Source organism: Nocardia acididurans (assembly GCF_016741815.1).
Taxonomy (GTDB): domain Bacteria; phylum Actinomycetota; class Actinomycetes; order Mycobacteriales; family Mycobacteriaceae; genus Nocardia; species Nocardia acididurans.
Genome location: NZ_JAERRJ010000011.1, coordinates 293,234 through 319,330, shown reverse-complemented (window position 1 = coordinate 319,330; position 26,097 = coordinate 293,234). Strand labels below are relative to the sequence as shown.

Genomic DNA, 26,097 nt, shown 5'->3' with positions numbered 1-26,097 from the left:
GCCGACCTGCAGGGGCCAGAACAACTCCCACACCGACACGTCGAACGTCGCCGGAGTCTTCTGCAGCACAACATCTTCAGCCGTCAGGCCGTAGGCGTCCTGCATCCACACCAGACGGTTCACGATCGCCGCATGACTGACCGCCACGCCCTTCGGACGACCCGTCGAACCCGACGTGAAGATCACATACGCCACATCCGAACCACGCAGCGGCACAGCACGATCCGCATCCGTCACCGGCGCGGCCGAGTAGTGCTTCACGTCGAGCAGGTCGATGCGCACCTGCGCGATGTCGAACTCGAGATCGGCACCGCTGGTCAGCACGGTGGCCGGATTCGCGATGTCGAGGATGTGCGCGATGCGGTCGGCCGGATGGTCGGGATCCAGCGGCACGTACGCGCCACCGGCCGCGACCACGGCATACGCACCGACCAGCAGGTCGATCGAACGCCGCATTCCCAGCGCGACAGTCGATTCCGTGCCGACGCCGCGCTCGATCAGCCAGCGGGCCAGCCGGTTCACCCGCGCCGAGAACTCGGCGTAGGTGAGGGTTTCACCGGTGTCCGGCTCGCTCAGTGCGATCGCGTCGGGGGTGGCCTGCGCCTGCGCGTCGAACGCGTCGAGCAGGGTCACCTCGGCGCCCGCGCCGGGCAGGGCACGTGCGGTCCGATTCCAATTGACCAGCTGCAGTGCCTCACGGGCGTCCAGCAGCGGGATGTCGCCGACCGGGGCCTGCGGTGCGGTGACCACCGCGGCCAGCAGGCGCAGGAAGCGCCCGGCCATCCGCTCGATCGTGGTGGCGTCGAAAAGATCTGTCGCGTACACGAATTCGGCGCGGATGCCGGAGCGGCCGGGCACACCCGAACCGTTCGCCGCCGCGTCGGGGGCGCCGGTCAGCTCGGTCAGCACGACCTCGAGGTCGAACTTCGCGGTGATGACCGGCAGATCCACCGCGCCCACGGTCAGGTCCGGCAGTTCCAGGGAGGTGAGGCCCAGGTTCTGCAGCGACAGCATCACCTGGAACAGCGGATGCCGCGCCTGCGAGCGCGCCGGGTTGAGCACCTCGACCAGCCGCTCGAACGGCAGGTCCGCGTGCCCGAAGGCGGCGATGTCGTCGGTGCGGACAGTCTTCAGCAGGTCGCTGAACGAGCTCGCGCCGTCCACCTCGGTGCGCAGCACCAGGGTGTTGACGAACATGCCGATCACGTCGTCCAGCGCCGCCTCGCCACGGCCGGCCACCGGGGTGCCGATCGCGATGTCGGTCTCCCCGGACAGTCGCGACAGCAGCACCGCGAGCGCCGCGTGCGCCACCATGAACAGGGTCACGCCCTGCGCCTGCGCCAATTCGGCCAGGCCCGAGTGGGTTTCGGCGTCGATGGTGACGGTGTGCACCGCGCCGTTGCCCGACGCGACCACCGGTCGCGGACGGTCGGCGGGCAGATCCAGCTGATCGGGCAGGCCCGCCAGCGCGTCACGCCAGTACGAGACCTGCTGCGAGATCACCGATTCCGGATCGTTCTCGGCGCCGAGGACCTGGCGCTGCCAGAGCGCGAAGTCCGCGTACTGCACCCGCAGCGGCTCCCAGGCGGGTTCGCCGCCGCCGACGCGGGCGCTGTAGGCGGTCATCACGTCGCGGGTCAGCGGGCCCACGGAGAAGCCGTCGGCCGAGATGTGGTGCACCACCAGCATGAGCACGTGCTCGGTGGGGCTGATCTCGAAAAGCCTTGCCCGGAACGGAACTTCGACGGTGACGTCGAATCCGGCGGCCACCATCCCGAACAGCTGATGCGGCAGTTCGGCTTCGGTGACCTCGACCGGCGTCAGGTCGGGGATGACCCGGCCGGTCGCCACGACCTCCTGATGCGCGACGCCGTCCACCTCGGGGTAGCGGGTGCGCAGGGATTCGTGGCGGGCCAGCACGTCGGCGACCGCGATCTGCAGCGCCTGCCGGTCCAGCAGACCCGACAGCCGCACGGCCACCGGGATGTTGTCCACCGCGGAGGTGGGGTCGAACCGGTTGAGGAACCACATGCGCTGCTGTGCCAGCGACAGCGGCACCAGCGCCGGGCGGCGCTGCGGCACCAGGGCGGCGCGACCGCCTGTGCCGGTGGCGCTTTCCGCGCGCGCGGCCAGTGCGGCGACGGTGGAGGCCTCGAAGATCTCCCGCACGCCGACCTGGGTGTCCAGCGCCGCGGACAGGCGCGCCGCCACCTGGGTCGCGATCAGCGAGTTGCCGCCGAGGGCGAAGAAGTCGTCGTCCAGGCCGACCCGTTCGACGCCGAGCACCTCGGCGAACACCGCGGCCACGATCTCCTCGGCAGGTGTGGTCGGCGCGCGGAACTCCGCCGCCTCGAACACCGGCGCGGGCAGGGCCTTGCGATCCAGCTTGCCGTTGACCGTGAGCGGGAACCGTTCGAGCACCATCAGCACCGACGGCACCATGTAGACGGGCAGCGTGTCCGTCAGCTGGGCCCGCAGCGCCTCGGTGTCGACGGTGGTCTCGGGGACCACGTAGCCGACCAGCTGATCGCCCAGGCGGTTGTCCGAGCGGACCAGGACCACGGCCTGCGCGACCTCGGGCAGCGCCATGAGCGCGGCCTCGATCTCGCCGAGCTCGATGCGGAAGCCGCGGATCTTCACCTGATCGTCGGCACGGCCCAGGTGCTCGAGTTCGCCCTGGGCGTTCCAGCGGGCGAGGTCGCCCGAGCGGTACAGGCGGGTGCCGGGCGCACCGAACGGGTTCGCCACGAACCGCGCCACGGTGAGATCGCCGCGGCCCAGGTAGCCGCGGGTCAATTGCGGTCCGGCCACGTACATTTCGCCCGGGACGCCGACCGGCACCGGATGCAGCCGGGTGTCGAGAACGTACACCGACAGGCCCGCGATAGCCCGGCCGATGACCGAACCGGTTGCGGCGGTGATGGTTTCGGCGTCGAGGACGCGGTGCGAGACGTGCACCGTGGTCTCGGTGATGCCGTACATGTTGACCAGGCGCGGTCCGGCCGAGTCGGCCACACCGTCACCGTGGCGCGCGACCCAGTCCGCGAGGCGCGGCAGATCCAGCGCCTCGCCGCCGAACACCACGTAGCGCAGGGCCAGCGGAGCCCGGCCCGGCGTCAGGCGGTCGGCCTCGGCGAGCTGGTAGAACGCCGACGGCGTCTGGTTCAGCACCGTCACGCGCTCACGGCGCAGCAGTTCCAGGAACTCCTCGGGCGAGCGCGAGGTGAAGTGATCGACGACCACTACGGTGCCGCCGTAGAGCAGCGCGCCCCACAGCTCCCAGACCGAGAAGTCGAAGGCGGCGGAGTGGAACAGCGTCCACACGTCGTCGGGCCCGAAGCCGAACTCCCGGTCGGTGTTCGCGAACAGGCGCACCAGGTTTCGGTGCGTGACCTGCACACCCTTGGGGCGTCCGGTGGAACCGGAGGTGTAGATGACGTAGACGATATTGTCCGCGGCGATCGGCGCCCGGCGATCGGCGTCGGTGACCGGCGACGCGTCACCGGTGCCGAGGTCGTCCATCGTCATGACCGGCAGCCCGGCGGGCAGCGCCACCTCGGTGTCGGCGGTGACGATCGCGGCGGCGGGCCGCGAGTCCGCCAGCACGTAGGCGATGCGATCGGCCGGATAGGTCGGGTCGATCGGCACGTAGCCCGCACCGGACTTGACCACCGCCAGCAGCGCCACCACCAGCTCGGCCGAGCGCGGCAGCAGTACCGCGATCAGCGAGTCGGGTCCCGCTCCCGCGGCGATCAGCTTGCGCGCCAAGCGGTTCGCTCGCTGATCGAGTTCGGCGTAGGTGAGGGTGGTGTCACCGAAGCGCACCGCCGTGCGCGTGCCGTGCGCGGCGGCCGCGGCGTCGAACAGGGCCGGGGCGGTCGCGGTGGGCTCGGCGAAGAGCCCACTGCCGCAGTCGGTTCCGGACGAGACCCAGTGCCGCACGACATTTGCGCGCTCTTCCGCGTCGAGCAGTTCGATATCGCCGACGGGCGTGCCGGGTTCGGCGGCGAGGGCGGTCAGGACCCGGGTGAGCCGGTCCGCGATGCGGCGGGCCGCGGTTTCGTCGATCAGGTCCCGCAGGTAGCCGACCCGGACGCGCAGCCGGTTGTTCAGCTGGGCGATCAGGGTGAGCGGGTAGTGGGTGGCGTCGGCGACGTCCAGCCCGGTGACCGCCATGCCGTCGATATCGGCGGCCTGCGCCTGGATGCCCTCGGCGTCGACCGGGTAGGACTCGAACACCACCAGGGTGTCGAAGAGCCCGCCGACGCCGGTGGCGGCCTGGATGTCGGCCAGCCCGAGGTGGTGGTGATCGAGCAGATCGGCCGCCTCCGCCTGGACCCGCGCCAGCAGGGCGTCGGCCGGCTCGGCCGGGTCGAAGGCCACCCGCACCGGGACGGTGTTGATGAACAGGCCGACCATGTTCTCCACGCCCGCCAGCTCGGCGGGACGGCCGGAGACGGTGGTGCCGAAGACGACATCGTCACGTCCGGTCATGCGGCCCAGCACGATTCCCCACGCGGTCTGCAGCATGGTGTTCGCGGTGACGCCGAGCTCGGCGGCGCGGGCGGTCAGCCGCGCGGTGGCGGCGTCGTCCAGCTCGACCACGAGTTCACCGGACAGGGCGGTGATCTCGCGTCCGGCGGCCGGGCGGGCCAGCAGGGTGGGCTCCGAAACCCCTTGCAGGGCACGAGTCCACGCGGCGCGCGAGGCGTCCTGATCCTGCTGGGCGGTCCAGTCCAGGAACTGGCGGTAGGACCGCACCGGCGGCAGGGCGCTCGCCTCGGCGTGGGTGGCGTACAGCACCAGCAGATCCCGCATGATCAGCGGCATCGACCAGCCGTCGAGCAGGATGTGGTGGTTGGACACCGCCAGGTTCCACACCGTGTCGGAGACCTGGATCAGGGTGAACCGGATCAGCGGCGGGCTGGTCAGGTCGAACCGCTTCATGCGGTCGGCCTCGATCAGATCGCTCGCGTCGCCGCTCGCACGGCGATCGTGCTCGGCCCAATCCACCCGGACGTTGTCGAGCACCAGCTGCACCGGATTGCCCTGGGCATCGGTGACGAAGGCGGTGCGCAGGTTGTCGTAGCGATCCACCAGAGCCTGTGCGGCGGAACGCAACCGGGTCGCATCGACCCGTCCGGTCAGGGTGAGCACGGCCTGCGCGGTGTACACGTCGACCGAGGTGGCGGCCAGCTGCGCGTGGAACAGCAGACCGGCCTGCAGCGCCGACAGCGACCAGACGTCGGTCAGCGCCGGGAAGCGGCGCTCCCAGCCGTCGATGTCGGTCTGGGTGGCCCGCACCAGCGGGAAGTCCGACGGGGTGTGGCCACCCGCGTCCGCCGATTCCGCGTGCCGCACCACCGCTTCCAGCGCCCGGGTCCACAGCCCGCCGAACTCGGCGACCTGGTCGGCATCGAACAGCGTTGCGGGGTAACCGATCTCGGCGGACAGGCGGTCACCGGACACGACCGCGTTGATATCCAGCGGCGCCATGGCCGGCAGGTCGGCGTCGTAGGCGCCGCCCAGCTCGCCGAGGTCGGCGGCCGGGATCCAGCCGAAGCCGCGCAGGGCGTCGGGCACCGCACCGTCGTTGAGGCGGCCCAGGTAGTTGAAGCTGATCTGCCCCGGCTGCCGCGCGGGCAGTTCGGTGGCCGTCTCGGGGTTCAGGTAGCGCAGCAGGCCGTAGCCGAGGCCCTTGTCGGGCACCGCGAGCAGCTGCTCCTTGACCGCCTTGATGGCGCGGCCCATCTCGGCGGTACCGGCCAGCGCGGCGTCGATGTCGATGCCGGCCAGGTCGAAGCGCACCGGGAAGATGGAGGTGAACCAGCCGACGGTGCGCGACAGGTCGGCGCCGGGCACCAGATCCTCCTCGCGCCCGTGGCCTTCCAGGCGGATCAGCGCGGCATCCTCGCGAATGCCTTGCTGCGCGCGCCATTTCGCCACGGCCAGGGCCAGAGCGGCCAGCAGGCCGTCGTTCACGCCGCCGTGGTACAGCGCGGGCACGGTGGTGAGCAGGGCCTTGGTGACCTCCGCCGACACCTCCACCCGATGCTTGGCGACGACCGCGGCCACATCCACCGCCGGATCGAACGCGCGCTCGCTGAGCAGCGGATCGGGTCCGTCGAGGACGCCGTGCCAGAACTCGAGCTCACCGGTGCGCTCGGCGGCGACTCGCTCGAGCGCGTGCGCCCAGGTGCGCACGCTGGTCACCGGGGCCGCCAGCTGCGGCGCCTGACCCGCTGACAGCTGTCCCCAGGCGGTGACGAAGTCGGGCACCAGGATGCGCCAGGACACGCCGTCGACCACCAGGTGGTGGGCGGCGACGATCAGGCGTCCGGCCCGACCGGTCGCGGCGTCGGGCTCGAGCCAGGTGAACCGGATCATCACGCCCGCTTCGGGATCCAGCCCGTCGAGGGTGGCGTCCAGTGCGGCCGTGGCGATCTCGACCAGCTCGGCGTCGGAGGCGTTCGCGTCGAACACGGTCCGGTCGATGAGCGCGTCGACGTCGACGGTGCTGGGCGCGGTGGTCTCCAGGATCCACCGGTCCCCGGCGTCCCGCAGCAGTCGCGAGCGGAGCATGTCGTGCCGGTCGACGACGGCGGTGAGGGTGGCCACGATGCCCGCACGGTCGATGCCCTGCGGAAGTTCCAGCGCCACACTCTGATTGAAGCGGCGGTAGTGGCCCGGTCGTTCCACCATGAACCGCGCGACCGGGGTGAGCGGCATGACGCCCACTCCCCCGCCGGGCAGTTCGGCCAGCACCGGCGCGGACTCCTTCTGGCCCGCCGTGGTTTCCGCGACGGCCGCCAGCCCGGCGACGCTGCGCTGTTCGAACACATCGCGCGGGGAGAACACGACTCCGCGCGCCTTGGCGCGCGAGACCAGCTGGATGGAGATGATCGAGTCGCCGCCCAGCGCGAAGAACGAGTCGTCGATGCCGACCCGCTCCACGCCCAGCACCTCGGCGAACACCTCGGCGATGGTGTGCTCCAGCGGATTTCGCGGCGCACGGTAGCCGGCCTCGGTGGCGAACACCGGTTCCGGCAGGGCCTTGCGGTCCAGCTTGCCGTTGGCGTTCAACGGCAGCGCGTCGAGCACCACGATGGCGGCCGGGACCATGTAGGACGGCAGTCGCGCACCGAGATGCGTTGTCAGAGCGGCGATATCGACAGTCGACACCGCGTCGCCGTGCCGTGCCGCGACCACGTAGGCGACCAGCCGGTCGCCGGTGCGGGCATCGGTGCGCACCAGCGCTACCGCCTGCGCCACCGACTCGTGCGCGGTCAGCGCGGTCTCGATCTCGCCGAGCTCGATGCGCAGACCACGCAGCTTCACCTGGAAATCGGTGCGGCCCAGGTACACGATGGCGCCGTCCGCGCCGCGGCGCACCAGGTCGCCGGTGCGGTACATGCGCGCGGCCTCGCCGAACGGGTTGGCCACGAAGCGATCCGCGGTCAGATCGGTGCGGCCGAAGTAGCCGCGCGCGAGCTGATCGCCCGCCAGATAGAGCTCACCCGCGACACCGGTCGGCACCGGATGCAGGCGCGCGTCGAGCACATAGGCCTGCGCGTTCCACACCGGCAGGCCGATCGGCACCGCACCCGACTCCACACCGGCGGCCGGCGCGTGCGTCGCGTGCACGGTGAACTCGGTCGGGCCGTACAGGTTGAACAGCGCCGCGTCGCCGACCCGGCGGAAGGCCGCCACGTGTTCGGCGGTGAACGCCTCACCGGCGATCAGCAGCGTGCGCAGCGAAGCGATGGACTCGGGCGTCACCGCGTCGGAGAACACGCTCAGCATGGACGGCACGAACGAGGTCATCGTGATCTGTTCGGCCGCGATGACATCGGCGAGATACTGCGGATCCCGGTGTCCGTCCGGCGCGGCCACCACCAGGCGGCCGCCGACGCTCATCGGACCGAACAGCTCCCACACCGACACGTCGAAGGTGGCGGGGGTCTTGAACAGCACCACGTCGGCGGCGTCGATGCCGTATTCGCCGGTGATCCAGCGGATCTGGTTCACCACCGCGGAATGCGGCACCTCGACGCCCTTCGGGCGGCCGGTGGAACCGGAGGTGAAGATCACGTACGCCGGATGCGCCGGATGCAGCGGCTCGATCCGATCCGCGTCGGTGACCGGGGTCTCCGGGTATCCGGACAGGTCCTCCTCGTCGAGCACCAGATGTTCGAGCGCCAGACCCAGCTCGGCGGCGGCCACATCGGCGGAATCGCGGGTGGTGGTCAGCACGCAGACCGGGTTGGAGATATCGAGCACGTAGCCGACGCGGTCGGCCGGCTGGTCCAGATCCAGCGGCACGTAACCGCCGCCGGCCTCCAGCACGGCGTACACCGCGACCACCAGGTCCAGCGATCGCCGCAGTCCCAGCGCGACCAGGGTCTCCGGGCCGACGCCCTCGTCCACCAGCCGGTGCGCCAGCCGGTGCACGCGGGTGGCGAACTCGGCGTAGGTGAGCGACTCGCCCGCTTCGCGATCGACGATGGCGATCGCATCCGGGGTGGCCGCCGCCTGCTCGGCGAACAGCTCCGGAAGCGTTGCCGCCGTGCCGATCTCGCGCGCGGTGGCATTCCAGCCGCGCAGCTCCTGCGCCGCCTCGGCGGCATCGAGCAGCGGGATGTCGCCGACCACGATCTCGGGTGCGGCGGCAACCGTCCGCAGCACCCGCAGCCAGCGCCGGATGATGTCGTCGGCGGTGGCCTCGTCGAACAGATCGGTGGCGTAGGTCAGGGTCAGCGCCATCCCACCGGTGGCCGAATCATCTTCCCGCGCGGGGATTTCCGACAGCGTGAACTGCAGGTCGAAGCGGGAGGTGGTGTCCTTCATCTCCAGCTCGGACACCGACAGGCCGGGCAGCTCCAGGGTGGAGCGGTCCATGTTCTGGAACGCCAGCATCACCTGGAACAGCGGGTTGCGCGACTGCGAGCGCTCCGGCGCCAGCAGTTCCACCAGCCGCTCGAACGGCACATCGGCATTGCCGAAGGCGTCCAGGTCACTGTGGCGGACCCGCTGCAGCAGTGCGGCGAACGACTCCTCGGGATCGATCTGCGTCCGCAGCACCAGCGTATTGACGAACATGCCGACCAGACCGTCGAGAGCGGCCTCGCCACGGCCCGCGATCGGGGTGCCGATGGCGATGTCGTCGGTGCCGCCGAGCCGGCCCAGCAGCACCGCCAGCGCGGCGTGCGTGACCATGAACAGCGACGAACCCTGCTGGCGGGCAACCCGATCCAGCGCGGTGACCAGCGGGGCGGGCAGCGTCGCCGACAGTTCCGCGCCCCGGTTCGAGGCGAGAGCGGGACGCGGCCGGTCCGACGGCAGCACCAGTTCGTCGGGCACACCGGCCAGCGCCTCGCGCCAGTAGCCGACCTGACGAGCCAGCAGCGAGGCCGGATCGTCCTCGACGCCCAGCACCTCACGCTGCCACAGCGCGAAGTCGGCGTACTGCACCGGCAGCGGCGCCCAGGCGGGGACGCTGTCCTGGATGCGCGCGGAGTAGGCGGTCATCACATCGCGGGCCAGCGGGGCCATCGAGAAACCGTCGGCGGCGATGTGGTGCACGACCACCACCAGCACGTGCTCGCCGGCCTCGACGCCGCCCGCGGTGGTGTCAGCCACCCGGAACAACCGGGCGCGCAGCGGAACCTGTTCGGACACATCGAATCCGGCCGACACGTACGCCGTGACCACGGCGGCCAGCTCGGCCTCGGCGGTCACATGCGGTCGCAGATCCAGGGTGAGGTGCTCGGCCGCCTCCACGACCTGCACCGGGGTGCCGCCGTGCTCGGGGTAGCGGGTGCGCAGCGACTCGTGCCGGCGCACCACATCCAGCAGCGCGGATTCCATTGCGGCGGTATCGAGTTCGCCGGACAGGCGGATGGCCAGCGGCAGGTTGTAGGCGGCGGAGGTGGTGTCGTACTGGTTGAGGAACCACATCCGCTGCTGCGCGAACGACAGCGGCACCAGTTCCCCGGCCTCGCGGGGACGCGCGGCCAGCAGCGGCCGCGCCTCGTCCGCGGTGTGCGATTCGGCGCGCGCGGCCAGCGCGGCCACGGTCGGCGCCTCGAACAGCACGCGCACCGGGATCTGGGTCGACAGCGCCGCACCCAGACGCGCCACCACCTGCATGGCGACCAGCGAGTTGCCGCCGAGGGCGAAGAAGTCGTCGTCGACGCCGACCTGCTCGATACCGAGCAGCTCGGCGAAGATGCCGGCCACGATCTCCTCGACCGGGGTGGACGCGGCCCGGAAGGCCTTGGCCTCGAACACCGGCGCGGGCAGCGCCTTGCGCTCCAGCTTGCCGTTGGCATTGACCGGCAGCGCGTCCAGCACCACCAGCGCCGACGGCACCATGTAGGCGGGCAGGGCCGCGGTCAGTTCGGTCCGCACGCTCTCGATGTCGACGGCGCGACCGGCGACCGGCACGACATAGCCGACCAGCTGATCGCCCAGACGTTCGTCCGAGCGCACCACGACCACCGACTGGGCCACCGATTCCTGCGCGGTCAGCGCGGCCTCGATCTCACCCAGTTCGATGCGCAGACCGCGCAGCTTCACCTGGAAGTCCGTGCGGCCCAGGTACTCCAGCTCACCGGCGGCACTCCAGCGCACCAGGTCACCGGTGCGGTACATGACCGCACCGCTGTCACCGAACGGGTTGGCCACGAAACGATCCGCGGTCAGGTCCGGGCGGCCCACGTAGCCGCGGGCCAGCTGGGTTCCGGCCAGGTACAGCTCACCCGGAACACCCGCGGCGACCGGATGCAGGCGCGCGTCCAGCACGTAGACCTGAGTGTTGTACACCGGACGGCCGATCGGCACCGACACCACATCGGCATCGGTCACCTCGTGATAGGTCACATCGACCGCGGCCTCGGTCGGGCCGTACAGGTTGTGCAGCGCCACGCCCGGGATCAGCCCGCGCAGCGCCTGCGCGGACGACACCGGCAGCGCCTCACCCGAGGCGAACACCATCCGCAGCGAATCACACCGCGCCGCAGCCGGTTCGGCCACGAACACCGACAGCATCGACGGCACGAAATGCACCGTCGTCACCCGCTCGGACCGGATCAGCTCCGCCAGGTACACGGGATCGCGATGGCCGTCCGGCTTGGCGATCACCAGGCGCGCGCCGACCTGCAAGGGCCAGAACAACTCCCACACCGACACGTCGAACGTCGCCGGAGTCTTCTGCAGCACAACATCTTCAGCCGTCAGGCCGTAGGCGTCCTGCATCCACACCAGACGGTTCACGATCGCCGCATGACTGACCGCCACGCCCTTCGGACGACCCGTCGAACCCGACGTGAAGATCACATACGCCACATCCGAACCACGCAGCGGCGCAACACGATCCGCATCCGTCACCGGCGCGGCCGAATAGCCCGACACATCCAGCTCGTCGATCGACAGCACCGCCGCGGCAGCGGGCAGCTCCAGATCGGCGAGATCGGCCGCGGTGCTCAGCACGCACACCGGGTTCGCGGTATCCAGCACATATCCGGTGCGCTCGGCCGGGTGATCCGGATCCAGCGGCACGTACGCGCCACCAGCGACGGTGACCGCGTACATGCCGACCAGCAGATCCAGCGACCGCCGCATACCCAGCGCCACCAGCGAATCCGGACCCACACCCAGCGAGATCAGGTGGCGGGCAAGACGATTCACCCGCTCACCGAACTCGGAATATGTCAGCGTCGCGACGCGACTCGATGAGGGGTGGTGGTCGGGCGACGGGTGGGCCAGAGCTGTCCCCTCGAACCACACCGCGGCCGTGTCCGGCGTCGCCTCGGCCTGCGCCTGGAACATCGACGCCAGCGTCGCCGACACCGGCACCACGTGCGCGGTGGCGTTCCAGCCGTCCAGAATCCGGGAGCTCTCGACCCAATCCAGCAGCTCGATGTCACCGACCGGCACGCTCGGATCGGCGACGACCTCGGTCAGCACCCGCAGCAGCCGGTCGGCGAGACCGGCGACCGTATCGGCATCGAAAAGGTCTCGCGCATAGACGATTTCGGCGTCCATGCCGTCCACCTGCCCGTCGGCGCCGATTCGATCGGCCAGGTTCACGTGCAGGTCGAACTTGGTGGCGCCGGTGTCCAGCGGCACCCCGGCCACGGTGAGACCGGGCAGGGCGAAGGTGGTGTCAGTGGTGTTCTGCAGCGACAGCATCACCTGGAACAGCGGATGCCGAGACTGCGAGCGCGCCGGGTTGAGCACCTCGACCAGCCGCTCGAACGGCACGTCGGCCTGCGCGAAGGCGTGCAGGTCGGTGTCACGGACCTCGGCGAGCAGCTCGGTGAACGAGCGCGCGCCGACGACATTCGTACGCAGCACCAGGGTGTTGACGAACATGCCGATCAGGTCGTCCAGCGCGGCCTCGCCACGACCGGCCACCGGAGTGCCGACGGCGATGTCGTCCGTGCCCGACCAGCGGGCCAGCGTCACGGCCAGCGCACTGTGCAGCACCATGAACAGCGAGGCATTGCGCTCGCGGCCCAGCGCGACCAAGCGCTGCTGCAGGTCGGCCGGGATCACGAACCGGTGCATGCCGCCGCTGTAGGAGGCCACCATGGGACGCGGCCGGTCCGCGGGCAGCACCAGTTCGTCGGGCAGCACCGCCAGTTGCTGCTGCCAGTAGCGAATCTGACTGGAGATCAACGACTCCGGATCGTCCTCGGCACCCAGGACCGCACGCTGCCACAGCGCGTAATCGGCGTACTGCACCGGCAGTTCGGTCCAGCCCGGCTGTTCGGACGCGGTCCGCGCCGCGTAGGCGACCATGACATCGCGGGCCAGCGGGCCCATCGACCAGCCGTCCGCGGCGATGTGGTGCACCACGAGTACGAGCACATGCTCGGACCCGGTCACCCGCAGCAGCGTGGCCCGGATCGGGATCTCCTGCGTCACATCGAAATACGCACCGGCGAGGTCGGCCACACGGGCCTCCACGGTGGTGGCGTCGACCGACTCGGTGGCCAGTGCGACGGCGACCTCGTCGATCGCCAGCACCTGCTGGGTACCGACACCGTCCACCTCGGGGTAGATGGTGCGCAGCACCTCGTGGCGGGCCAGCACATCGCGGATGGCCGCGTCGAAGGCGTCGACGTCCAGCGCACCGGACAGGCGCAGCACGGCCGGGATGTTGTTGACCGTGTCGCGGTTGTCGAACCGGTTGAGGAACCACATCCGCTGCTGTGCCAGCGACAGCGGCACCTGCTCGGGCCGCGGCCCGGCGGTCAGCGCGGCCCGGCGGCGTCCGCCGGACAGGGTTTCCAGCTGCGCGGCGAGCGCGGCCACGGTGCCCGACTCGAACACCATGCGCACCGGGACATCCGCCGCCACCGCGTCACCGAGGCGGGCGACCACCTGGGTGGCGGTGAGCGAGGTACCGCCGAGCGCGAAGAAGTCGTCGTCCAGACCGACCCGCTCGGTGCCGAGGACCGAGGCGAACACCTCCGCCACGGCCCGCTCCATCGCGGTCCCCGGAGCGCGGTACTCGCGCTGCCGCAGCACCGGCTCGGGCAGGGCGGCCCGATCGAGCTTGCCCGCCGGGGTGAGCGGCAATGTGGTCAGGACCGTGATCGCCTGCGGCACCATGTATTCCGGCAGGCGAGCGGCCAGATGCGCGCGCAGCACGGCGTCGTCGAGTTCGTAACCGTCGACCGGCAGGACATAGGCGGCCAGAATGGTCGCGCCCGTCGATGTCCGGTGGCCGATCGTGACGGCGAAGTCGACGCCGTCGTGCGCCTGCAGCACCGAGTCGATCTCGCTGAGCTCGATCCGGAAGCCGCGGATCTTCACCTGGAAGTCGTTGCGGCCCACGTACTCCACGGACCAGCCCGCACTGTCGTGCCGCCAGCGCACGATATCGCCGGTGCGGTACATGCGCGCGCCGTCGCCGTACGGGTTGGCCACGAAACGATCGGCGGTCAGACCCGTCCGGTCGAGGTAGCCCCGCGCCAGCGCGGGTCCGGACACATACAGTTCACCGGCCACGCCGACCGGAACCGGCCGCATCCGGGCGTCGAGGATCAGGGCCTGGACGCCGTCGACCGGGCCACCGATGGTGACCGGCTGACCGGGCGTGAGCTCGGTGCCGTTGGTCTGGACGGTGGCCTCGGTGGGGCCGTACGCGTTGTGGAAGGTGCGCACCGTCCCGTCGGGCAGCGGCACCGCCCACTTCGCCACCAGATCGGCGGGCACCGCCTCGCCGCCGGAGGCCACCACGCGCACGCTGTGCAGGCCCGCCGGATCGAGCGTGGCCAGCGCGGCCGGGGTGACGAACAGATGCGTGACCTCATGGCCCGCAACGATTTCGGTGAGCTCCGCGCCACCGTAGACGCCGGGCGGCACGATCACGAGGGTGCCGCCGGCGCCGAAGGCCAGCAGGTACTCCAGCACCGAGGCGTCGAACGACGGCGATGCGAAATGCAGTGTGCGGCTGTCGATGCCGAGGCCGTAGTTGCGGACCTGGAAGGCGTTGAAGCCCGCCAGGCCGGTGTGGGTCACCACGACGCCCTTGGGCACACCGGTGGAACCGGAGGTGTAGATGACGTAGGCGGGGTGCTCGGGGCGCACCGGCGCGGTCCGGTCGGCATCGGTGATCGGTGCGTCCGAACGGGTTTCGAGGCCGGCCCGCACCTCGTCGGTGTCGAGCACGATCCACGCGCCGCCGGCGGGCGCCGGGAGCGCGTCCGCGTGCGCGGCCGTGGTGAGACCGAAGCGGGCGCCCGAATCGGCCATCATGTGCGCGATGCGATCCACCGGGTAGGCCGGATCGACGGGCAGGAAGGCCGCACCGGCCTTGGCGACGGCCCAGATGCTCAGCACCGAGTCCAGCGAACGCGAGATCGCCACGGCCACCAGGGATTCCGGCCCGGCTCCGTGAGCGATCAGCTCGCGGGCCAGTCGGGTCGCCCGGGTGTCGAGTTCGGTGTAGGTGAGTCGCTGATCCCGGTCAATGACGGCGATCCCGTCCGGGTTGGCCGCGACCGCGGCGGACAGGATGCCCGGCAGGGTCGCCACCGCCTCGACCGGCTCGCCGACGCGTGCGGTCAGCGCCCGCTCCTCCTCGGCGGCCAGCATGTTCACGTCACCGACCGGTGTGTACGGGTTGGCGACGAGCTCGGCCAGCAGGCGGCTGAAGCGCTGCGCGAACCCGGCCACGGTGGCCCGGTCGAACAGGTCGACGGCATAGGTGAACAGCGAATCCCAGCCGCCGTCCGCGCCGTCGCGGATGACCAGCGCCAGATCGAACTTCTCGATCTCGATCTCGAGATCGAGCACGCCGACCCGCAGGCCGGGCAGTTCGAAGGTGCCGGTGGGCAGGTTCTCGAACGACAGCGCGATCTGGAACAGCGGATTGCGCGCGGCGGAGCGCTCCGGGTTCAGCAGCTCCACCAGGCGTTCGAACGGGATGTCGGCGTGCGTGAACGCCTGCAGGTCGACATCCTTGGCCTGTGCCAGCAGATCGGTGAAGGTGTCGTTGCCCGTCACACGGGTGCGCAGCACCAGCGTGTTGACGAACATGCCGATCAGGTCGTCGAGCGCGGCCTCGCCACGACCGGCGACCGGGGTGCCGATGGCGATGTCGTCGGTGCCCGACAGACGCGCCACGAAGACCGCCAGGGCGGCGTGCAGCACCATGAACGGGGTCACCTGCTGCTCGGTGGCGAGCTCCTGCAGGCGATCGCGCACCTCGGCGCCGATCGGGAACCCGACCGCGCCGCCCCGGTAGGAGGCCACCGGCGGGCGGGGCCGGTCGGCGGGCAGGCTCACCTCGTCGGGCAGGCCCACCAGCTGCGACTGCCAGTAGGCGGCCTGCTGAGCGATGAGGCTCGCGAGATCGCTTTCCGCGCCGAGCATTTCGCGCTGCCAGATGGCGTAGTCGGCGTACTGCACCGGCAACTGCGCCCAGCCGGGCTCACCGCCCTGGGTGCGTGCCGTGTAGGCGATCATCACGTCGCGGGCCAGCGGGCCCATCGAGAAGCCGTCGGCCGCGATGTGGTGCACGACGACGACCAGGACGTGCTCGGTCGCGGGGCCGCCCAGGTCCACCTGGAACAGCCGGGCGCGGACCGGGATCTGCTGTGCCACATCGAATCCGACGGCCGCGAAGGCGGCCACGGCGCCCCGCAGCTCGGTCTCGGTGAGCAGTTCGGGACGCAGGTCCACATCGACGGACTCGACCGGCAGCACCTGCTGCACGGGCGCGTCCCCGGCATTCGGGTAGCGGGTGCGCAGCACCTCGTGCCGGTGCAGCACATCGCGAACGGCCGATTCCAGTGCGGCCGTGTCGAGTTCACCGGACAGGCGAATCGCCAGCGGCATGTTGTACGCCGCGGAGGCGGTGTCGTAGCGGTTGAGGAACCACATCCGCTGCTGCGCGAACGACAGCGGCACCGCCTCGGGGCGGGGTCGGCGCGAAAGCTGCTGGCGGGCAGCGGTTCCCACATGAGATTCGGCACGGGCCGCGAGCGCGCCCACGGTGGGCGCCTCGAACAGCACGCGCACGCCGATCTGGGTCGACAGCGCCGCACCCAGTCGCGCCACCACCTGGGTGGCGATCAGCGAGTTGCCGCCGAGCGCGAAGAAATCATCGTCGACGCCGACCCGCTCGGCCCCGAGCAGCTCGGCGAAGATACCCGCCACGATCTCCTCGACCGGAGTGGACGGCGCCCGGAACGACTTGGCCTCGAACACCGGTGCGGGCAACGCCTTGCGATCCAGCTTGCCCGACGCGTTCACCGGCAGCTCGGCCAGCACCACGATCGCCGACGGCACCATGTAGCCCGGCAGTCGCTGCGCCAGGTCCGCACGGGCGGCCTCGACGTCCACGTGCCGGCCGGACGCGGGCACGACATAGCCCACGAGCTGATCGCCCAGGCGCTGGTCGGACCAGACCACGACGACCGCCTGGCCGACCGAATCCACTGTGGCCAGGGCATTCTCGATATCGCCCAGCTCGATGCGCTGACCGCGGAACTTCACCTGGAAATCGGCGCGGCCGATGTACTCCAGTTCGCCGGAAGCGTTCCAGCGCACCAGATCCCCGGTCCGATACATCCGCTCACCAGCCGCACCGAACGGGTCGGCCACGAACCGATCCGCCGTCAGATCCGGGCGGCCCTGATAGCCGCGCGCCAACTGGGAACCCGCCAGATACAACTCGCCACGCACACCCACCGGCACCGGCCGCAGCCGCGAATCCAGCACGTACGCACGGGAGTTCCACACCGGGCCACCGATCGGCACCGAACCCGCAGGCTGCTCGCCCACCTGATGTGAGGTCGCGATGATGGTGAATTCGGTGGGTCCGTAGGTGTTGTACACCACCGCGTCCGACACTCGGCGGAATGCGGCCACCGTCGTCGGCGGCAGAGCTTCACCGCCCGGGAAAACCGCTCGCAGCGAACGGCATTCCGCCCGCGAGGAGAGGTCGGCGAAGACCGACAACAGCGACGGGACCACGTCCAGCAGGGTGACCCCGTACCGCCCGATCAGTTCCGCCTGATGCTTCGGATCGCGATGACCGTCGGGCGCGGGAATGATCAGTCGCGCGCCGATCATCAAGGGAACGAACATCTCCCACACCGACGGGTCGAAGGTCAGCGCCGTCTTCTGCAGCATCACATCGGCGTCGCTGATCGCGTATTCGCCGATCATCCAGCTCATCTGGTTCATCATCGCGGTGTGACCGATGGCCACACCCTTCGGACGGCCGGTCGAGCCGGAGGTGTAGATCACGTAGGCGGTGTTGCCCGCCAGCAACGGCGCCCGCCGGTCCGCGTCGGTCACCGGCGCATCGGAATGACCCGCGAGATCGAGCTCGTCGACGCAGAGCACCGGCGCCACACCGGCCGCTCCCCCGCCGATGCCCGAAACGGCCTCGTCACGACGGGTCGTCAGCACGCACACCGGCCGTGCGGTCTCGAGCACGTGGGCGATGCGCTCGGCAGGGTGATCCGGATCCACCGGCACATATCCACCGCCGGCGGCCAGCACCGCGTAGATCGCGACCAGGGTGTCGACCGACCGGCGGATACCGACGGCCACCAGGGTCTCGGGCCCCACGCCTGCGGCGATGAGCGCGCGCGCCAGCCGGTTCACCCGCGCGGAGAACTCCGCGTAGGTCAGCTGCTGAATCGCGCCGTCGCCCGGATCCGCGATCAGCGCCACGGCATCCGGCCGCGATCGCACCTGGGCCTCGAACAGCTCCAGCACGCTCACCGCATCCGGCACCGGGTGCTCGGTGCGGTTCCACTCGCGCAGCACCAGCGCCCGCTCGCGGTCCCCGAGCAGATCGATGTCACGCACCCGCAGGTGCGGGTCGGCGGCGATCGACGCCAGCACCCGCAGATACCGGTCCGCGAAGCCCTCCACCGTCGCCGCGTCGAAAAGATCTGTCGCGTAGGAGAATTCGGCTGCCAGACCGGACGCACCCGGCTCGGCGCCGGCGACCGAGACCTCGCCGACGGTCAGCGACAGGTCGAACTTCTCGGTGGCGTTCTCGTATTCGACACCCGAAACATGCAGTCCCGGAAGCTCGAAGGTGGTCTCGGGCAGGTTCTGCAGGGCCAGCATCACCTGGAACAGCGGATTGCGGCTCATGGAGCGCTCGGGCGCGAGCACGTCGACCAGGCGCTCGAACGGCACGTCGCTGTGTGCGAACGCCGCGAGATCGGCATCGCGGACCGCGGCGAGCAGCTCGGCGACACCGAGTTCGCTGCTGATGCGCGTCCGCAGCACCAGGGTGTTGACGAACATGCCGATCAGATCGTCGAGCGCCGCCTCACCGCGACCGGCCACCGGGGTGCCGACGGCGATGTCATCGGTGCCCGACAATCCCGCCAGCGTCACCACCAGCGCACTGTGCAGCACCATGAACAGCGACGCGTTGTGCGCACGGCCCAGATCGATCAGCTGCCGCTGGAGTTCAGCGGAGATCACGAACCGGTGCACGGCGCCGTGATAGGAGGAAACCATCGGGCGCGGCCGGTCCGCGGGCAGCACCAGTTCGTCGGGCAGTTCGGCCAATTGCCGCTGCCAGTAGCGAATCTGACTGGAGATCAACGACTCCGGATCGTCCTCGGAACCGAGGACCTCGCGCTGCCACAGCGCGTAATCGGCGTACTGCACCGGCAGCGGCACCCAGGCCGGCTGCTCCCACGTGGTCCGGGCGGCGTAGGCCGTCATGACATCGCGCGCCAGCGCGGCCATCGACCAGCCGTCCGCCGAGATGTGATGCACCACCATGCCGAGCACGTACTCGGACTCGCTGAGCTCGAACAGCGCCGCGTGCAGCGGCACCTCACCGGTCACGTCGAAGGCCATCGACGCCAGGTCGATCAGATGCTCGAGCATATTCGTCTCGGTCACCGGGACCGGGGTCAGGTCCGGAACGATCTGTGCGGCATCCAGAATCGTTTGCACCGGACCGTCACCGGTCTCCGGGAAGACGGTGCGCAGCGACTCGTGCCGATCGATGACGTCGATGACCGCCACCTGCAGCGCGGCCACATCGAGCTCACCCGAGAGCCGGATGGCGATCGGGATGTTGTCGACCGAGCTGGCGGAATCGAAGCGGTTCAGGAACCACATCCGCTGCTGCGCCAGCGACAGCGGCACCGTCGCGGGCCGCTCGCGCGCGACCAGGGCCTTGCGCGCGCCGTCACCGGCGTGCGACTCCACCCGCGCCGCCAGTGCGGCGACGGTGCTGGCCTCGAACAGCATGCGCACCGGCACCCGGGTGTCGAGCGCGATGCCCAGGCGGGAGGCGACCTGGGTGGCGATCAGCGAGTTGCCGCCCAGTTCGAAGAAGTCGTCGTCGGCGCCGACGCGGGCGACGCCGAGCACCTCGCCGAAGGTCTGCGCGACGATCTCCTCGATCGGCGTCGTCGGCGCGCGGAAATCACGCACCTCGAAGACCGGGGCGGGCAGCGCGCGGCGATCCAGCTTGCCGAGCGGGGTCAGCGGCACCTGGTCGATCACCATGATCGACGAGGGCACCATGTACCCGGGCAGCCGACGGCTCAGATGGGAGGTCAGCGCCACCACATCGACGAAACGTCCTTGCGCGGCAACCACATACGCCACCAGCGAGGTGATGCCGACCTTGTTCTTGTGGCCCACGGTGACCGCGAAGTCGACCGATTCGTGGGCGGACAGCGCGGCGTCGATCTCCCCGAGTTCGATGCGGAAACCGCGCACCTTCACCTGGAAGTCGGAGCGGCCGACGTATTCGACCGCGCCGTCCGGAGTCCAGCGCACCACGTCGCCGGAGCGGTACATGCGCTCGCCGTCGGCGTACGGATTGGCCACGAACCGCTCGGCGGTCAGGCCGCCGCGCGCGTGATAGCCGCGCGCCAGCTGGATGCCGGACAGATACAGCTCACCCGGCACACCCACCGGCACCGGCCGCAGCCGGGAATCCAGGATCAGCGACCGCATACCGCGGATGGGACCACCGATGGTGACCCGATCACCGGAGGTCAGCGGATCACTGACATTGGTGGCGATGGTCGCCTCGGTGGGGCCGTAGGCGTTGAAGAACTTGCGCTCCTCGGTGCCCGCCCCGGTGAAGCGGGCGATCAGTTCGGCCGAAACCGCCTCGCCGCCCGCGATGATCACCCGCATACCGGCCAGCGTGGCCGCGTTCATCGACGCCAGCACCGACGGCGTGATGATGGCATGGGTGACCCGCTCGGCGCGGATCAGCTCGGCCAGTTCCGCGCCGCCGTAGACCCCGGTCGGGACCACCACCAGCGTGCCGCCGCCACCGGCGGCGAGCAGGAACTCGAGGATCGAGGCGTCGAAGCTCGGCGACGCGAAATGCAGTGCGCGCGTGTCCTTGTCGAGGCCGTAGCGGGCGTTCTGCTCGGCCCGGAAGTTGGCCAGGCCGATATGGCTGACCACGACGCCCTTGGGCACACCGGTGGTGCCCGAGGTGTAGATGGCGTACGCCGGATGCGCGGGATGCAGCGGCCGCACCCGCTCCGAATCCGTCACCGCCGCACCGGAATACCCGTCCAGGTCCAGTTCGTCCACGACCAGCCAGTCCACGCCGTCCGGCAGGTACTCGCGTGCCTCGGACACGGTCAGGCCCAGCGGCGTGCCGGAGTCGGTGACCATGTGGGTGAGCCGGTCCATCGGCAGGTTCGGGTCGATCGGCAGGAACGCCGCACCCGACTTGGCGACCGACCACTCGGAGAAGTAGGACAGATCCGAGCGCGGCACCGCCACCGCGACCAGGTCCTCGGGGCCGACGCCGCGCTCGATCAGCAAGCGCGCCAAGCGGTTCGAGCGCTCGTCCAGCTCGCCGTAGGTGGTGTTGTAGCCGTCGAAGACCACGGCGACGGCCTCCGGATCGGCGGCCGCCTCGGCCAGCAGTTCCGGCAGCGTCCGCACCGGTTCGGCGGGCAGCCCGGCGCGCGCGATCAGATCGGCGTGCTCGTCGACGTCGAGGATGTCGATATCGTCGACCGCGATCGAGGAGTCGGCCGCGATCGTGGTCAGCACCCGCAGCCAGCGCCGCATGATCTGGGTCGCGGTCGCCTCGTCGAACAGATCGGTGGCGTAGGTCAGCGCCAGGGACATGCCACCGGCGGCGGAGTCCACGGCGGGCACCTCGGAGACCGCGAACTGCAGATCGAACTGCGCGACCTCGACGGCCAGCTCCTGCGCCTCGACGGTCAGGCCGTCCAGCTCGACGCTCACCCGGTCGAAGTCCTGCACCGAGAGCATCACCTGGAACAGCGGATGCCGGGCCTGCGACCGGCGCGGGTTCAGCACCTCCACCAGACGCTCGAACGGCACCTGCGCGTGCGCGAACGCCGCCAGATCGGTTTCCCTTGTGCCGGAAACGAATTCAGCGAAGGACTGGGAGCCGTCGACCTGCGTGCGCAACACCAGCGTGTTGACGAACATGCCGATCAGATCATCCAGCGCCGCCTCGCCACGACCCGCCACCGCGGTGCCGACCGCGATATCGGTGGTACCCGACAGCCGGGCCAGCAGCACCGCGAGCGCGCTGTGCAGCACCATGAACATCGACGCGCCCTGCGCCCGTGACACATTCAGCAGCCGGGCATGCAGGTCGGCGGGGATCTCACCGGTGACCCGGCCGCCCTGGAAGCTCTGCACCGGCGGCCGCGGCCGGTCGGTGGGCAGATCCAGCTGATCGGGCAGTTCGGCCAATGCCGCACGCCAGTAGGCGATTTCGCGCGCGGCGGCCGACTCGGCATCCTGCTCGGACCCCAGCAGCTCCCGCTGCCACAGGGTGTAATCCCGGTACTGCACCGGCAGCGGCGTCCAGCTGGGCTCCTGACCGGTGGCCCGCACCAGGTAGGCCTGCGCCATATCGCGGGCCAGCGGCCCGAAGGAGAAACCGTCCACCGCGATGTGGTGCAGCACGACCGCGACCACGTACTCCTCGCGGCCGTCGACCTGGAAGATCCGCACCCGGATCGGCAGATCGCGGGTCACGTCGAAACCGTCGCGCGCGAAGTCCAGCAGTCGAGCGGGCAGCTCGGCCTCGGTCACGGCCTGGACCTCGATGCCCAGATCGACCTCGGACATCGGCAGCACGTGCTGGTAGCCACCCTGACCGGACTGCGGGAAGACCGTGCGCAGCGCCTCCTGCCGCTCCAGCACATCGGTGAGCGCCGCGCCGAACGCGTCGAGATCGACCGCACCCTGCACCCGGACCGCGAACGGCACGTTGTAGGCCGGCGTGGTCGGATCGAACTGGTTGAGGAACCACATGCGCTGCTGCGCGGGCGACAGCGGAACCTGTTCCGGCAGTTCACGAGCCACCAGCGGCGCGGCATCGGCCGGCGCGGCGGTCTCGAGCCGCGCGGCGATACCCGCCACGGTCGGCGCCTCGAACAGCACGCGCACCCCGAGCCGCACCCCGAAGGCCGCGGACACCCGCGCCATCACCTGGGTGGCGACCAGCGAGTTGCCGCCGAGCTCGAAGAAGTTGTCGTCGATGCCGACCAGATCCTGGGCCAGCACATCGGCGAACGCGCCGGCGACGATCTCCTCGGCGTGATTGCGCGGCGCGCGGTAGTCGGCGGTCCGCGCGGTGAACACCGGCTGCGGCAGCGCCTTGCGATCCAGCTTCCCGGAGGCGTTGAGCGGGAAGGCATCCAGCACCATGATCGACGCGGGCACCATGTAGGACGACAGCTGGGTTCCGGCGAAACGGGTCGTCTCCACCGGATCGACCACGAATCCCGGCGCGGGAACGACATAGGCCACCAGCTGCTGACCGGTGGCGGTATCGGCGACCAGCACCACGGTCTGGCTGATCGACGGATGGGCGAGCAGCACCGACTCGATCTCACCGAGCTCGATGCGCTGGCCGCGGAACTTCACCTGGAAGTCGGTGCGGCCCAGGTACTCCAGCACGCCGACCGGCTCGACGCCGACCGGACGCCCGGAGCTCGGATGCGGCGCGGCGCCGGCCGGACGCTCGGCCCAGCGCACCAGGTCACCGGTGCGGTACATGCGCTCGCCCGGCTGGAAGGGGTTGGCCACGAAGCGATCCGAGGTCAGATCGGGGCGGCCGCGGTAGCAGCGGGCCAATTGCCTTCCGCCCAGGTACAACTCACCCGCGGCGCCGATCGCGGCCGGACGCAGCCGCGAATCCAGCACGTAGACTTCGACATTCCATTCCGGAACGCCGATCGGCACGGTGGTGGTGTCGGCGGCGGTGGCCTCCCAGTAGGTCACCGACACCGCGGCCTCGGTGGGGCCGTAGAGGTTGTGCAGCCCGGCGGTGGAGATGCTCCGGAACGCGGCGCAGGTCTCCGGCGGCAGTGCCTCGCCGATCACGAAAACCGCACGCAGCGTGGCACATTGCTCGGCGCTCGCGCTGGTGACGAACATGGTCAGCATGGACGGCACGAAGTCGGTGAGGGTGACCCGGTAGCGCTGGATCTGCTCGGCGACGAACAGCGGATCGCGGTGCCCGTCCGGGCCGAGCACGACCATCTTTCCGCCCACCAGCAGCGGCATGGCGTAGCCCCACTGCGCCACGTCGAACGTGGTCGCGGCCTTCTGCAGGTAGACGTCGTCCGCGGTGACCCCGTACTCGTCCAGCATCCACAGCTGCTGGTTGACGATGGCGTGGTGGGTGACCGCCACGCCCTTGGGCCGGCCGGTGGAACCGGAGGTGAAGATGACGTAGGCGGTATTCGACGTGCGCAGCGGGGCACGCCGATCCGCGTCGGTCACCGGCTCGGCGGAGTACGCCGACAGGTCCAGGACATCGACGTCGTCGCGCCGCATCCCCTCCGGCAGTTCCATCCGGGCGTCGGAGACACTGAGCACCAGTACCGGCGCGCTGGCCTCGAGGATGTAGGCATTGCGATCGGCCGGCTGGTCCGGGTCGATCGGCACGTACGCACCACCCGACCGCAGGATGGCCTGCATGGCGACCACGAGCTCGATCGATCGCGGAATGGCAAGTCCGACAAGCGATTCCGGACCGACTCCGGCCTCGATCAGGTGCCGGGCGAGCCGGTTGGCCCGGTCACCCAGCTCGGCGTAGGTGAGCGTTCCGGCATCGGACTCGACGGCGACGCGTTCCGGCGTGGCAGCGATCTGCGCGTCGAGCAGCGCGGTCAGCGTGACATCGGGCACCTCGTGCGCGGACTCGTTCCAGCGCACCAGGGTTCGCCGCAGTTCCTCGGCTCCGGTGATCGGCAGCTCCCACACCGGCTGCTCGGCCGCGGCGGCCAGGAAGCGGTCGAAGAACTCGAGGAAGCGCGCGTGGTGGCGGGCCGTCTCGTCCTCGGTGTAGTTGTCCGGGTTGGTCTGCAGATCGACGTGCGTCCGCGCGCCGCCCTGCGAGCGGTAGAAGTTGAACGCCAGATCCGCGATCGCGCCCGTCGCCAGCACATGCATGTGGCCGGTGGCCGGGCCGAGGGTGAGCTCGTCGTGGAACAGCATGATGTTGACCAGCGGGCCGAAGTAGCCCGCGTCGATATTGGCCGTCCCGGCGTCGCCCGCCGCCACCCGGCGGATGTCCTCGTGCCGGTAGCGCTGGTGGCGCAGCGCGCCCGACACCGCGACGGTGACATCCTTCAGCAGTGCTTCGACGGTGGTCTCGGGGTTCACGGTCAGGCGCAGCGGCACGATATTGGAGGCCACGCTGCCCGCGCGGCGCATGCCGACCGTGGTGCGCGCGGTCACCGGCAGGCTCAGGGTGACGTCCTGGGTGCCGGTCCACTGCGCCAGGTAACCGGCCACGGCCGCGAGCAGCAGCACCGCCGGAGTCGAATCATGGCGTGTGCCAGCCGATTCCAGCAGGTCGGCCTGATCCGGCGAGAGCGCGGCGCTCTGCGTCAGGTGCAGCAGCCCGGCCGAGGTGGAACGCGCGGACAGGGTGTTGCCCGAACCCTCGAGTCCGGCGACCTGTTCGGTCCAGTACTTCTCGTCGGCCTGGAACCGGCTGGTCTCGCGGTAGTCGTACTCGGCCTTGACCAGTTCGGGCAGCCCGGCCGGTTTGAACGCCGGGGCCTCGGCGCCGGACACCGCGGCGGTGTAGAGCTCGGTGATGCGGTTGACGAAGGTGCCCGCGCCGAAGCCGTCGAGCACGATGTGGTGGGCGCGCAGGTACCAGAACCAGCGGTCCTCGGCCAGCTGCAGGGTCGCGATCCGAACCAGTCGGTCGGTCAGCAGATCCAGCGGCTGATTCCACTCGGCGCGCATCCACTCCTGCGCGGCCGCCTCGGGGTCGGCCTCCTCGCGCAGATCGAGGTAGAGCACATCGTCGCGATCCTGAATGGTCGTGTCGACGTACTGCATCGGCTCGCCGTCACGTTCGGTGATGACCAGGAAGCCCGAGCCCATCTCCACCGAGGCGTCGATACTGGCCTGCCGCAGGGCGGCACGATCCAGCTCACCGCGCAGATCGACGTACTGGGCGATATTGATCGGCGTGGCCGGATCCAGGTGCTGGGCGTACCAGATGCCGAGCTGCGCCGGTGAGAGCGGGAACAGCTCCCCTGTCGTCGGTGCGACGTTGCCCGCCGTCTCGTCGTTACCGCCGAAGTCCAGCCGATCCAC

1 protein-coding gene (running past one end of the window) is annotated in these 26,097 nt (G+C 70.2%); it reads right to left on the bottom strand.

Translation table 11 applies throughout. The features are described 5' to 3' along the window. Nucleotides 1-26,097 carry the 5' portion of a non-ribosomal peptide synthase/polyketide synthase gene (locus tag JK358_RS28525; protein WP_201953523.1) on the bottom strand. 11,238 nt of this gene lie to the left of the window's left edge, so 26,097 of the gene's 37,335 nt are visible here — the first part of the coding sequence; its start codon is at nucleotides 26,095-26,097; its stop codon lies off the left edge, out of view.